Source organism: Agrobacterium sp. A3-95 (assembly GCF_053521785.1).
The window spans coordinates 1-14,074 of the sequence record NZ_JBNWDR010000004.1 but is presented as its reverse complement, the minus strand read 5'-3'; the positions used below and the strand labels follow the sequence as shown (position 1 = coordinate 14,074).

The 14,074-nt window shown below is 56.9% G+C and carries 11 protein-coding genes and 1 tRNA gene; all 12 read right to left on the bottom strand.

What is annotated here, in order from left to right:
* Positions 1–78: 78 nt before the first annotated feature.
* Entirely contained in the window at positions 79–4,284 is a 4,206-nt protein-coding gene (gene rpoC, locus ACQZ5Y_RS12290; RefSeq protein ID WP_003519344.1) for a DNA-directed RNA polymerase subunit beta', read from the bottom strand.
* Between the two features lie 180 nt (positions 4,285–4,464).
* Positions 4,465–8,601 carry a DNA-directed RNA polymerase subunit beta gene (gene rpoB, locus ACQZ5Y_RS12285; protein ID WP_013636439.1) on the bottom strand — a complete coding sequence of 1,379 codons (4,137 nt, stop codon included), beginning with the start codon at positions 8,599–8,601 and terminating at the stop codon, positions 4,465–4,467.
* Positions 8,602–8,665: 64 nt separating this feature from the next.
* The gene (locus ACQZ5Y_RS12280) at positions 8,666–8,833 is read right to left on the bottom strand and encodes a hypothetical protein (RefSeq protein ID WP_153793990.1); all 168 of its coding nucleotides are present in this window, start codon (positions 8,831–8,833) and stop codon (positions 8,666–8,668) included.
* Positions 8,834–8,862: 29 nt separating this feature from the next.
* Positions 8,863–9,240: a 50S ribosomal protein L7/L12 gene (gene rplL, locus ACQZ5Y_RS12275; protein WP_003519347.1), complete on the bottom strand. Its 378-nt coding sequence runs from the start codon at positions 9,238–9,240 to the stop codon at positions 8,863–8,865.
* A 59-nt stretch (positions 9,241–9,299) separates the two neighbouring features.
* The gene (rplJ, locus tag ACQZ5Y_RS12270; RefSeq protein WP_003519348.1) at positions 9,300–9,818 is read right to left on the bottom strand and encodes a 50S ribosomal protein L10; all 519 of its coding nucleotides are present in this window, start codon (positions 9,816–9,818) and stop codon (positions 9,300–9,302) included.
* Positions 9,819–10,175: 357 nt separating this feature from the next.
* Positions 10,176–10,871: a 50S ribosomal protein L1 gene (rplA, locus tag ACQZ5Y_RS12265; RefSeq protein ID WP_003519350.1), complete on the bottom strand. Its 696-nt coding sequence runs from the start codon at positions 10,869–10,871 to the stop codon at positions 10,176–10,178.
* Between the two features lie 2 nt (positions 10,872–10,873).
* Positions 10,874–11,305 carry a 50S ribosomal protein L11 gene (rplK, locus tag ACQZ5Y_RS12260; protein WP_003519352.1) on the bottom strand — a complete coding sequence of 144 codons (432 nt, stop codon included), beginning with the start codon at positions 11,303–11,305 and terminating at the stop codon, positions 10,874–10,876.
* Positions 11,306–11,449: 144 nt separating this feature from the next.
* Complete coding sequence (nusG, locus tag ACQZ5Y_RS12255) at positions 11,450–11,980, bottom strand: transcription termination/antitermination protein NusG (protein ID WP_003519353.1); 531 nt, start codon at positions 11,978–11,980, stop codon at positions 11,450–11,452.
* 21 nt (positions 11,981–12,001) lie between these two features.
* The gene (secE, locus tag ACQZ5Y_RS12250; RefSeq protein ID WP_174049708.1) at positions 12,002–12,202 is read right to left on the bottom strand and encodes a preprotein translocase subunit SecE; all 201 of its coding nucleotides are present in this window, start codon (positions 12,200–12,202) and stop codon (positions 12,002–12,004) included.
* Positions 12,203–12,386: 184 nt separating this feature from the next.
* Positions 12,387–12,462 (bottom strand) — tRNA-Trp (locus tag ACQZ5Y_RS12245).
* A 241-nt stretch (positions 12,463–12,703) separates the two neighbouring features.
* Positions 12,704–13,510: a glycosyltransferase family 2 protein gene (locus ACQZ5Y_RS12240; protein ID WP_174049710.1), complete on the bottom strand. Its 807-nt coding sequence runs from the start codon at positions 13,508–13,510 to the stop codon at positions 12,704–12,706.
* Between the two features lie 350 nt (positions 13,511–13,860).
* On the bottom strand, positions 13,861–14,074 hold a 214-nt coding region (locus ACQZ5Y_RS12235), incomplete at its 5' end, for an EF-Tu C-terminal domain-related protein (RefSeq protein ID WP_448781673.1).

The following is a 14,074-nucleotide window of genomic DNA, read 5'->3' as shown; positions in this document are numbered from 1 at the left end:
AAAACGCCCGGATTACTCCGGGCGTTTTTTTACTGAACTTTGGCGGGGCTTCGTAAAGCCCCTGCCCTGGACCTGACCTTATTCGGCCGGAGCCGGATCCGTCATGTCCTGCAGCATCTGTGTTGCAGAGCCTGCACCCGTACCCTTGCGGCGTTCCTCGAGAATGAGGTCGTCGCGCGAGGTGGCGATGCGGCGGATCTGCGTCATGGTGCCGCCGGTACCGGCCGGGATGAGGCGGCCGACGATGACGTTTTCCTTGAGGCCCTGCAGCGTATCCGTCTTGCCGGCGATCGCAGCTTCCGTGAGAACCTTGGTGGTTTCCTGGAACGATGCGGCCGAGATGAAGGACGGCGTCTGCAGCGATGCCTTGGTGATACCGAGAAGAACCGGATCGCCATAGGCGGGCTTCTTGCCTTCTTCGATCAGGCGGTCGTTGTTGTCGTCAAGCTCGATACGATCGACATTGTCGCCAACGATGTAGTGGCTGTCGCCCGCATCGGTGATCTCGACCTTCTGCAGCATCTGGCGAACGATCACCTCGATGTGCTTGTCGTTGATCACAACGCCCTGCAGTCGGTAGACTTCCTGGATTTCGTTCACGAGGTAGGAAGCCAAAGCCTCTACGCCCTTGATTGCCAGAATGTCGTGCGGTGCCGGATTGCCGTCGAGAATGTATTCGCCCTTCTCGATGTAGTCGCCTTCCTGAAGATGGAAGGGCTTGCCCTTCGGGATCAGGTATTCGACCGGCTCGACGCCGTCTTCAGCAGGCTCGATCATCACGCGACGCTTGTTCTTGTAGTCGCGACCGAGGCGGATCGTACCATCGATCTCAGCGATGACAGCATGATCCTTCGGACGACGTGCTTCGAACAGTTCGGCAACGCGCGGCAGACCACCGGTGATGTCCTTGGTCTTGGCGCTTTCCAGCGGCGAACGTGCAAGCACGTCACCCTGGAAGACCTTCGAACCAGGCTCAACCGACAGGATCGCGTCCACGGAGAGGTGGAAGCGGGCTTCGCCACCGCGGCTAAGCTTTGCGACAGCGCCGGAAGCATCCTTGATGATGATCGCGGGCTTGAGGTCCGAACCGCGCGGCGTCGAACGCCAGTCAATGACCTGACGCTTGGTGATGCCGGTGGATTCGTCGGTGGCTTCCAGAACGGAAAGACCGTCGACGAGGTCCTCGAAGTGAACGGTACCTTCCACTTCCGTCATCATCGGACGGGTGTAGGGGTCCCACTCTGCAAGACGCTGGCCGCGTTTTACCTTGTCGCCGTCATCAACGAAGATCTTCGAACCATAAGCGACACGCTGCGAGGAACGTTCCACGCCGCGCTCATCGAGAATGGTGACCGACATGTTACGGCCCATTGCGATGAGAACGCCATCGGAGTTCCGCAGGATGTTGCGGTTCTTGATCTGGATCGTGCCTTCATACGAAGCTTCCAGGAACGACTGGTCGACCACGTTTGCCGTACCGCCAAGGTGGAAGGTACGCATGGTGAGCTGCGTGCCCGGTTCACCGATCGACTGTGCGGCGATGACGCCAACGGCTTCGCCCATGTTGACCGGAGTACCGCGAGCAAGGTCACGACCGTAGCAGACGCCGCAAACGCCGACCTGCACTTCGCAGGTCAGTGCCGAGCGGATACGGACGGACTGGATGCCAGCCTTCTCGATGATCGCAACGTCGGCTTCGTCGATCAACGTTCTGGCCTTGACGATGTTTTCGCCAGTTACCGGATTGTCGATGTCATCAAGAGCCGTACGGCCGAGGATACGTGCGCCGAGCGAGGCAACGACCTGACCGGCATCAACGATGGCGGTCATGGTGAGGCCCTTGTCGGTGCCGCAATCCACGGAGTTCACGATGCAATCCTGTGCCACGTCGACGAGACGGCGGGTAAGGTAACCCGAGTTCGCCGTCTTCAAGGCGGTGTCTGCAAGACCCTTACGGGCACCGTGGGTCGAGTTGAAGTACTCGTTAACGGTCAGGCCTTCCTTGAAGTTCGAGATGATCGGCGTCTCGATGATTTCACCCGAGGGCTTGGCCATCAGGCCGCGCATGCCGCCCAGCTGACGCATCTGGTTCGGTGAACCGCGGGCGCCCGAATGGCTCATCATGTAGATGGAGTTCATCGGCTTCTGGCGGCCCGTTTCCGGGTCGAATTCCACAGCCTTGATGCGCGCCATCATTTCTTCGGCGACCTTTTCGGTTGCCTTACCCCAGGCGTCGACAACCTTGTTGTACTTTTCGCCCTGAGTGATGAGACCGTCGTTATACTGCTGTTCGTATTCCTTCACCAAGGCTTCGGTGTCACCGACGATCTTAACCTTGCTGTCCGGAATGACCATGTCGTCCTTGCCGAACGAAATACCGGCGCGGCAAGCGTGAGCAAAGCCGAGCTGCATGATCCGGTCGCAGAAGATGACCGTGTCTTTCTGGCCGCAATGACGGTAGACCGTGTCGATCATCTTGGAGATGTTCTTCTTGGTCATTTCCTGGTTGCAGACGTCGAACGGCACGTTGACGTTCTTCGGCAGAAGTTCGCCAATCAGCATACGGCCAGGCGTCGTTTCATGGATCTTGGAAACCGGCTTGCCATCAGCATCCACGGTCTTGAAGCGACCACGGATCTTGGCATGCAGTGTCACGACCTTGTTTTCAAGCGCGTGATGCAATTCGCCGATGTCCGAGAAGGCCATGCCTTCGCCGGGCTCGTTCTGGTTCATGATCGACAGGTAATACAGGCCGAGAACCATGTCCTGCGAAGGAACGATGATCGGATGGCCGTTTGCCGGATGCAGGATGTTGTTGGTCGACATCATCAGCACGCGGGCTTCAAGCTGGGCTTCAAGCGACAGCGGCACGTGAACGGCCATCTGGTCGCCGTCGAAGTCGGCGTTGAAAGCCGTGCAGACGAGCGGATGCAGCTGAATGGCCTTGCCTTCAACCAGCATGGGTTCGAAGGCCTGGATACCCAGACGGTGCAGCGTCGGTGCGCGGTTCAGAAGGACCGGATGCTCGCGGATGACCTCGTCGAGGATATCCCAAACTTCAGGCTTTTCCTTTTCAACCAGCTTCTTGGCCTGCTTGACGGTCGAGGAGTAACCCTTGGCGTCGAGGCGGGCATAGATGAACGGCTTGAACAGCTCGAGCGCCATCTTCTTCGGCAGGCCGCACTGGTGCAGCTTCAGCTCCGGACCGGTCACGATGACCGAACGGCCTGAATAGTCGACGCGCTTGCCGAGAAGGTTCTGGCGGAAGCGGCCCTGCTTGCCCTTGAGCATGTCGGAAAGCGACTTCAACGGACGCTTGTTCGCACCCGTGATGACGCGACCGCGACGGCCGTTATCGAACAGCGCATCGACGGATTCCTGCAACATGCGCTTTTCGTTGCGGATGATGATACCAGGCGCGCGAAGCTCGATCAGGCGCTTCAGACGGTTGTTACGGTTGATGACGCGGCGATAGAGATCGTTGAGGTCGGACGTCGCGAAACGGCCACCATCCAGCGGAACCAGCGGACGAAGGTCCGGCGGAATAACCGGAACGACCTTCATGATCATCCACTCAGGACGATTGCCGGATTCCATGAAGTTCTCAACGATCTTGAGACGCTTCATGAACTTCTTCTGCTTGAGATCCGAGGTGGTCTCGGCAAGCTCGGCCCGCAGGTCGCCAGCGATCTTTTCGAGGTTCATCGAAGCCAGCATTTCGTAGATGGCTTCAGCGCCGATCATGGCGGTGAACTGGTCTTCGCCAAACTCGTCAACGGCGATCATGTACTCTTCCTCGGACAGAAGCTGGTTCTGCTTCATCGAGGTGAGGCCGGGTTCGGTGACGATGTAGTTCTCGAAATAGAGAACGCGTTCGACATCCTTCAGCGTCATGTCGAGCAAGGTCGAGATACGCGAGGGAAGCGACTTCAGGAACCAGATATGGGCAACGGGCGCTGCGAGCTCGATATGGCCCATGCGCTCACGGCGAACGCGCGACAGCGTAACTTCAACGCCGCACTTTTCGCAGATGATGCCCTTGTACTTCATGCGCTTGTACTTGCCGCACAGGCATTCGTAGTCCTTGATAGGTCCGAAAATGCGCGCGCAGAAGAGACCATCGCGTTCCGGCTTGAACGTACGATAGTTGATGGTTTCCGGCTTCTTGATCTCGCCGTAGGACCACGACAGGATTTTTTCCGGCGAAGCGATCGAAATCCGGATGGAATCGAAATGCTGCGCAGGCACCTGAGGATTGAAAAGATTCATGACCTCTTGGTTCATGCCTTGTCTCCTTGAGAGGCTAGCTGCTGCCCCTGTTTGCATCTGGACCGGCTTCTTCCCGGGTCACCGTCCAGAGCTTTAAATACGGATTAACCGCACAATGCGGCGAAAGTGTCCCGCGGCAACCATTGGTCGCCGGGGAACCGGCAGGCGCCAACACGGCGCCCGCCTCTCTCATCTTTATTCCGCTGCGTCGGGCAGCTGATCCTCGGGCTGGGTCTCGACCTTCGAGTTCTCCAGTTCGACCGAAAGACCGAGCGACCGCATTTCCTTGACGAGAACGTTGAAGCTCTCGGGGATACCGGCCTCGAAGGTATCGTCGCCACGGACGATCGCCTCGTAGACCTTGGTGCGGCCCGCCACGTCGTCCGACTTGACGGTGAGCATTTCCTGCAGCGTGTAAGCCGCACCGTATGCTTCCAGAGCCCAGACTTCCATTTCCCCGAAGCGCTGTCCGCCGAACTGCGCCTTGCCGCCCAGCGGCTGCTGGGTAACGAGCGAGTAAGGACCGATCGAGCGAGCGTGGATCTTGTCGTCAACAAGGTGGTTCAGCTTGATCATGTACATGTAGCCGACGGTGACCTTGCGGTCGAAAGGCTCGCCGGTACGACCGTCATAAAGAACGGACTGACCGGATTCATGCAGACCTGCCTTCTTCAGCATCGCGGCAACGTCGGGTTCATGCGCACCGTCGAAGACCGGGGTCGCGATGGAAACACCGCGCTTGGCTTCTTCGGCAAGCTTGACCAGCGACTCGTCGTCGAAGCGCTTTACCTCGTCATGCGATTCACTCGCATAGATTTCGGTAAGCTCCGTGCGAAGCTCGCTGATGTCCATCGTCTTGCGATACTCTTCGAGCATCTCGCCGATCTTCTTGCCCATACCGGCGCATGCCCATGCGAGGTGGGTTTCGAGGATCTGGCCGACGTTCATGCGCGAAGGCACGCCGAGCGGGTTCAAGCAGATGTCGACATGCGTGCCGTCTTCGAGGAACGGCATGTCCTCGACAGGAACGATACGCGAGACGACGCCCTTGTTACCGTGACGGCCGGCCATCTTGTCGCCCGGCTGGATCTTGCGCTTCACAGCGACGAAGACCTTGACCATCTTCATGACGCCAGGAGGCATTTCATCGCCGCGCTGGACCTTCTCGACCTTGTCCATGAAGCGCTGTTCAAGGCGCGACTTGGATTCGTCGTACTGGCCGCGAAGTGCTTCCAGTTCGGACTGGGCCTTCTCGTCTTCGACTGCAAACATCCACCACTGCGAGCGGGGATATTCGGAGACGACGGCGTTGGAAAGCTCGACGCCCTTCTTGAAGCCCTTCGGACCGGCGATGGAAACGTGACCACGCAGCATGTCGATCAGGCGGCCGTAGACGTTACGGTCGAGAATTGCCTGTTCGTCGTCGCGGTCCTTTGCCAGACGTTCGATCTCTTCGCGCTCGATTGCCATCGCGCGCTCATCCTTCTCCACACCGTGACGGTTGAAGACGCGGACTTCCACAACGGTACCAAACGTGCCCGGAGGCATGCGCATGGAGGTGTCGCGAACGTCGGAAGCCTTTTCACCGAAGATGGCGCGCAGAAGCTTTTCTTCCGGCGTCATCGGGCTTTCGCCCTTCGGCGTGATCTTGCCGACGAGGATATCGCCCGGCTGAACTTCCGCACCGATGTAAACGATACCGGCTTCGTCGAGGTTCTTCAGCGCTTCTTCCGAAACGTTCGGAATGTCACGCGTGATTTCTTCCGGACCAAGCTTCGTGTCACGCGCCATCACTTCGAATTCTTCGATGTGGATGGAGGTGAACACGTCGTCGGAAACGATACGTTCCGACATCAGGATCGAGTCTTCGTAGTTGTAGCCGTTCCAGGGCATGAACGCGACGAGCGCGTTACGGCCGAGCGCCAGATCGCCGAGGTCGGTCGACGGACCATCAGCGATGATGTCACCCTTGGAGATGATGTCACCGACAGCGACCAGCGGACGCTGGTTGACGCAGGTGTTCTGGTTCGAACGCTGGAACTTCTGCAGACGGTAGATATCGACGCCCGACTTGCCGGCATCGAGTTCTTCCGTAGCGCGGATAACGATACGGGTCGCATCCACCTGGTCGACGACACCGCCGCGGCGAGCCGCGATGGCAGCGCCGGAGTCACGGGCGACGATCGGTTCCATGCCTGTGCCGACGAACGGCGCTTCCGCCCGCAGAAGCGGAACGGCCTGACGCTGCATGTTCGAGCCCATGAGAGCGCGGTTGGCGTCGTCGTTTTCCAGGAACGGAATGAGAGCCGCTGCGACCGAAACGAGCTGCTTCGGCGAAACGTCCATCAGGTTAATGTTGTCGCGCGGTGCGAGCATAACTTCGCCCGAGTGACGGCAAACAACGAACTCTTCAGTGAAGGCGCCTTCGCCATCGAGCTCGGCATTGGCCTGTGCGACGTAGTACTTGGCCTCTTCCATGGCGGAGAGGTAGATAACGTCGGTCGTCACCTTGCCGTCGATGATCTTGCGGTACGGGCTTTCGATGAAGCCGTACTTGTTGACGCGGGCAAAGGTGGCAAGCGAGTTGATCAGACCGATGTTCGGGCCTTCCGGCGTTTCGATCGGGCAAATACGGCCGTAGTGGGTCGGATGAACGTCGCGGACTTCGAAGCCGGCGCGCTCACGGGTCAGACCACCCGGTCCAAGAGCCGAAAGACGGCGCTTGTGGGTGATTTCCGAAAGCGGGTTCACCTGGTCCATGAACTGCGAAAGCTGCGAGGAACCGAAGAATTCGCGAACGGCGGCAGCTGCCGGCTTCGCATTGATCAGGTCCTGCGGCATCACGGTGTCGATTTCGATCGAGGACATACGTTCCTTGATCGCACGTTCCATGCGCAGAAGGCCGAGGCGGTACTGGTTTTCCATCAGCTCGCCGACCGAACGCACACGGCGATTGCCGAGGTTGTCGATGTCGTCGATTTCGCCCTTGCCGTCGCGCAGTTCGACCAGCATCTTGACGACAGCGAGGATGTCTTCCTTGCGCAGCGTGCGCACGGTGTCTTCCGCGTCGAGGTCGAGACGCATGTTCATCTTCACGCGGCCAACAGCCGAGAGATCATAACGTTCTGCATCGAAGAACAGCGAGTTGAACATCGCTTCTGCCGAATCCATGGTCGGCGGCTCACCCGGACGCATGACGCGGTAGATATCGAACAGCGCTTCCTGGCGGTTCTGGTTCTTGTCCGCATGCAGCGTGTTGCGGATATAGGCGCCAACATTGACGTGGTCGATGTTGAGGACCGGAATCTCGTCAAAGCCGGACTGAAGAATGAGGCCAAGCGTCTTTTCGTCGATTTCGTCGCCGGCTTCGAGATAGATCTCACCCGTCGAGTAGTTGACGATGTCTTCGGCAAGGAAGTTGCCGTAGAGGTCTTCGTCAGTCGCCTTAAGTGCCTTCAGGCCCTTGTCGACGAGCTGGCGGATAAGACGCGGAGTGAGCTTCTTGCCACCTTCGACAACGACTTCGCCGGTGTCGGCGTCGATCATGTCGGTGATGACCTTGGCATTCTTCAGCGTTTCAGGCTGGAACGGAATGCGCCAGCCATCGCCGGAGCGCTCGTAGGAAGCCTTGCTGTAGAAGGTCGACAGGATTTCTTCACCATCCATGCCAAGCGCCATCAGGAGCGAGGTCACGGGCAGCTTGCGGCGACGGTCGATACGCGCATAGACGATGTCCTTGGCGTCGAACTCGATGTCGAGCCAGGAACCGCGATATGGGATGACGCGGGCAGCGAACAAAAGCTTGCCGGAAGAATGGCTCTTGCCCTTGTCGTGGTCGAAGAATACGCCCGGCGAACGGTGCATCTGCGAAACGATGACGCGCTCTGTACCGTTGACGATGAACGTGCCGTTATTGGTCATGAGCGGCATGTCGCCCATGTATACGGACTGTTCCTTGATGTCCTTGATGGACTTCGCGCCTGTATCCTCGTCGATATCGAACACGATGAGGCGCAGCGTCACTTTCAGCGGCGCTGCATAGGTCAGATCGCGCTGACGGCATTCCTCGACGTCAAACTTCGGCGCTTCGAATTCGTAAGACACGAATTCGAGCATGGATGCGCCGGAAAAATCGGTGATCGGGAATACGGATTTGAATACGGCATTCAATCCCTCGTCGGGACGGCCACCCTTGGGCTCGTCAACCATGAGAAACTGGTCATACGAAGCCTTCTGAACCTCGATGAGGTTCGGCATTTCCGCTACTTCTGGAATTTTGCCGAAAAACTTGCGTACGCGCCTGCGACCGTTAAACGAAAGGGTCTGAGCCATCGTCGCTCCTTTAAAATTGCATCCGGGCCTGCAACGGACGGGAACCGATGGCCAGTCGATCCCGTCAAGCAATGGGTGTCATCAATCTCGTTCCACATCCCGGATCGATCAGGCCGGATTGCCTAGATGAGCCGGTTCGGAACCATTCTCTTGAAGAACCCATTACCCAAAAGCCATTTTCACGCGGCTTTTGGGTAATAAGTTTTAAAACGATGACGACGGAAAGGGGCATGAAGCCCCTTCCCGCCAGCAATCGCAAGATTACTTAACGTCGACCTTGGCGCCAGCGTCTTCAAGCTTCTTCTTGAGGTCAGCAGCTTCAGCCTTGGAAACAGCTTCCTTGACAGCCTTCGGAGCGCCTTCAACGAGGTCCTTAGCTTCCTTCAGGCCGAGACCCGTGATAGCGCGGACTTCCTTGATGACGTTGATCTTGTTGGCGCCAGCGTCAACCAGGATCACGTCGAATTCGGTCTTTTCTTCTTCAACGACAGCAGCAGCGCCAGCACCGCCAGCAGCAGCAACAGCTACCGGAGCAGCGGCGGAAACGCCCCACTTTTCTTCGAGAAGCTTCGACAGTTCTGCAGCTTCCAGAACGGTCAGGGTGGAGAGGTCTTCAACGATCTTTGCGAGATCAGCCATTTTGATAGTTCCTTTTGTTCAGTTCGAACCAGTTTGAATAATTACAGCGAAAAACCGCCTTAAGCGGCTTCGTCCTTCTTGGCGTAAGCCGAGAACACCCGTGCAAGCTGGCTTGCAGGTGCTGCGACAACCGTGGCGACGCGAGTTGCCGGGGCGTTGAGTAGGCCCAGCAGCTTTGCGCGCAGCTCGTCCAGCGAAGGCAGGGTCGCAAGCGACTTGACTGCTTCGGCGTTGAGCGTGGTTGCGCCCATGGAACCGCCGAGAACAACGACTTTATCGTTGGTCTTTGCGAAATCCATGACGACTTTCGGAGCAATCATAGGGTCGACGCTGTATGCAATCAGCGTCTGGCCCTTGAAGAGATCTGTCATCCCTTCCGACTCCGTGCCCTGAAGAGCGATCTTGGCCAGGCGGTTCTTCGCGACCTTGACGGTGCCTCCGGCAGCGCGCATTTTCGAACGGAAGTCGTTCATTTGCGCAACGGTGACACCAGCATAGTGGGCCACGACAACCGAACCGGAAGCCTTGAAGACTTCGTTCAGCTCCGTGACGAATTCGCGTTTTTCCGCTCTTTCCACTGTCTGTCTCCAGTAGACGGGGCCACATAAGTGTGAACCCGTCGGGTTTGCCTTTGCCCCAAGGGACCTTTTTACAAAGATCCCGAGCGACGCTCGAGGATCCTGTCCCCCGCTCTGTCGCCGCAAACGGCTTCAGGCACAGGCACACCAGGTTCGAACCGGACAGTCAGGCATCTGCGATGCCTCAAATCCAGCCTCACCCGTCTCATGCAGGTTGAATGATTAAGGCCAAACCCCGAAGGACATGGCCACCCGCAATCTCGGACAGGAGTTCCGGGTTTCCCCGGAAATCTCCGGCTCCCTGAGAGCCGGAAATTCTTCTAATCACGCTCCCCGACAGGGAAGCACGAGAATTGATTAAGCCGTAACCGACGAAGGTTCGATCTTGACGCCCGGACCCATGGTCGAGGAGATGGCAACGCGCTTGACGTAGTTGCCCTTGGCACCCGTCGGCTTTGCCTTGATGACCGCATCGGCGAAAGCCTTGATGTTTTCTTCAAGAGCCTTGGCGTCGAACGAAGCCTTGCCAATACCAGCGTGTACGATACCGGCCTTTTCGACGCGGAACTCAACAGCACCGCCCTTGGACGCCTTGACGGCGCCGGCAACATCCATCGTCACCGTACCGACCTTCGGGTTCGGCATCATGCCACGCGGGCCGAGTACCTTGCCGAGACGGCCGACGAGCGGCATCATGTCCGGGGTCGCGATGCAACGATCGAAGTCGATCTTGCCGCCCTGAACGATTTCAACCAGCTCTTCTGCGCCAACAACGTCAGCACCAGCAGCCGTGGCTTCATCAGCCTTGGCGCCACGTGCAAAAACGGCGACGCGAACGTCACGGCCCGTGCCGTTCGGCAGGTTGACAACGCCGCGAACCATCTGGTCCGCATGGCGCGGGTCAACGCCGAGGTTCATCGAAACTTCAACGGTTTCGTCGAACTTGGCGACTGCACGTTCCTTGACCATCGAAATGGCGTCGGTGAGAACGTAGAGCTTGTTAGGATCCACACCTTCGCGGATCTTCTGAATACGCTTTGCTACCTTGGCCATGATCAACCTACTACTTCCAGGCCCATGGCGCGGGCAGAGCCCTCAACCATTGCCATTGCGCCTTCGATATCGGCAGCATTCAGATCCTTCATCTTGGCTTCAGCGATCGTCTTGACCTGAGCCTTGGTGATGGAGCCAACCTTGGCGCCCTTACCAGGCGTCTTGGAGCCGGAGGTGATCTTCGCTTCCTTCTTCAGCCAATAGGTCATCGGCGGCTGCTTCATGACGAAGGTGAAGGACTTGTCCTGGTAATAGGTGATGACGACCGGAATCGGCATACCCTTTTCCATTTCCTGCGTGGCGGCATTGAACGCCTTGCAGAATTCCATGATGTTGATGCCGCGCTGACCAAGTGCAGGACCGATCGGCGGGGACGGATTGGCCGACCCTGCCTTCACCTGCAGCTTGAGCTGGCCCATAACTTTCTTAGCCATATCTCTCTGCCTTTCAATTCAAACCGGTTTCCCGGCTTCTCTCTAGCCGGATCGCTCCGGCGGCTGCGGTTGCGTGGTGCGGCGCCCTGCCCCGGCTATGGGAGCCCGTTTGCCTTCCACGCGATTGGGGTTTCACCCCTCCAGTCAGACCTTCTCGACCTGACTGTATTCCAGCTCGACCGGCGTAGCGCGGCCGAAAATCGAAACTTCCACCTTCAGGCGCGAACGCTCTTCGTCGACATCCTGAACAACGCCGTTGAACGACGCGAACGGACCATCGGAAACGCGAACCTGCTCGCCGACCTCGAACGAAACCGAAGACTTCGGACGCTCGACACCTTCCTGAACCTGACCGAGGATACGATCGGCTTCATAATCCGGAATCGGAACAGGCTTATTGTCCGAACCGAGGAAACCGGTCACCTTCGGCGTGTTCTTGATGAGATGATAGGCCTCATCCGTCAGGTTGGCGCGCACAAGCACGTAACCTGGAAAGAACTTGCGCTCGCTGTCGACCTTGCGGCCACGACGCACCTCGACAACCTTTTCGGTCGGAACGAGGATTTTCTCGAAAAGATGATCAAGACCCTTCTGACGAGCCTTCTCTTCGATCGACTCAGCGACCTTCTTTTCGAAATTCGAATATGCGTGAACGATATACCAGCGCGCTGCCATTTTTATTCTCCGTTCAATCCGTTACCGGCCGACGTTCAGCACGAGGCTAAGCACCCAGCCGATGAGCTGGTCAGCAGCAAAAAAGAACAGAGCCGCAAAAATGACCATCACAAGCACCATAGCCGTCGAAATCATGGTCTCGCGGCGCGACGGCCAAGTGATTTTTGACGCTTCGGCGCGAACCTGCTGCAGAAACGTAAACGGATTGATTTTGGATGCCATTGACTGCCCACGCAATTACGGCGCGTAAAGCCGAACTAATCAGCCCCACGCACCGCGTGTCTGTTTTGACCTTACATAAACACCGATTCCAGTTTTAACAAGAGGAAATCGACATTCGGCGAAATTCGCCGGAAAACCGGCACCCATCTGCCATGCAGCGAAGACCGCGCTTGCGGATGGAAAGTGGCAGGGGCAGTAAGGCTCGAACTTACGACCTGCGGTTTTGGAGACCGCCGCTCTACCAACTGAGCTATACCCCTTTAACACCTTAGCCGACCACGAAAATCACTTGGCCACTTCGGTATGCGTTCCCTTTAAGGCGCACGGAAAAGAATGGCAAGCGCTTTTTATTCGCTTTCGGAAGAAACTGTTGACGCCCTCCCCGCCACGTTTTTTCCTCGGCCGCTTAACCGGTTACCCCCCAAGCCCGTCACCTCAACGAACCCCTTTGCGGCATCCGAATGCGCTGGTTTGATACTTTCGCAACCGACCTTTAATCTTTTACGGCTCAAGCGCACTGCGATCGGACCTGATCAACTGACGCTCCCGATACTTGCGCTTGAAGTGTGCGACGTTGCGCGTCACCGAACGCCGCCATTTACGGACTGTCGCCAGCGAAAAGAATCTGTCGAGCTCTTGCGCCACACCGCGCCAACCACGGCGTTTCTTAAGACCATAATTGCTGCGGCCAAATCCCGAATGGCTGACGCCGGTTTCGGCCAACCACGCCATGATCGCGCCCTGATCCTTATAAAAGATACTAATTTCCGCCTCTGTCCGGAAACCGGCATAACCTTGCGGTAGTTTTTTATAGCAGGACAACCGCTTGACGGTCGGATTGAAGGTGAAGCTATGCCAGACACGATGCGCGGTCGGCGGTATTCGCCAATACCCTAAATCTTCAACTGCCTGCGCCTTACGCCGAATGTCACGGGGCATGTCGTCATCGGTTCTGAGTTGAACGAGCGCCACCTGCGGGTCCCGCTTCAGTATTTCGATGCCCCTGCCCACAACCTTAGAAACAGGAAATGCCCAGTCGTCTTCGAGATGCAGGATGTAAGGGGTTTGCACTTCCGAATATGCCCGGTCGATAGAGCGGTGCTGCCCAATGTTGACGCCGTTCAAAATGATGCGGATCGGTTGCTCTGGATACCGCGCCGGAATCGCCCACACCGATTCGTCGTCAGAGTCCTCGATAATGATAAATTCCCGTAGCGGGTAATCATTAGTAGAGAAGAAGCTATCGAGAGTTCCGATGAGAAGATCAGGACGGCGGCAGCTGGTGAGCACAACAGTTAAATCGGACATGAAGTCGTCTCGGAAGAAAACTGGCCGATGAAACAAGCCAGCCAAGCGCTAATTAATATAGTTTCATCTACGTCAAACGAGTTACAGGCGAATTACGTCGCTAAATACAAAGAGGATTACATAATAATAAATAATAAATAATACATTTCATTTATCTTAAATATGGCGCATAATATAAGCGTAAAAGAAGTAAAATATCAGAATCTATCTTCACATTAGAAAAGTATACAAATCTTTCAACTATATAAATTTACAAAAATCGATTTTTACATAAAAAAACGGCGGTGCCGAAGACACCGCCGTTTTAGAACTAGATTTTTAAATCCGGCGAAACCGCCGCCTGTCGAAAATTACTCGACGATAGAAGCGACGATGCCGGCGCCGACGGTACGGCCGCCTTCGCGGATAGCGAAGCGCAGCTTTTCTTCCATCGCGATCGGAACGATCAGCTCGACTTCAACAGTGACGTTGTCGCCAGGCATAACCATTTCCGTGCCTTCTGGAAGCGAAACGATACCGGTAACGTCAGTCGTACGGAAGTAGAACTGCGGACGGTAGTTCGTG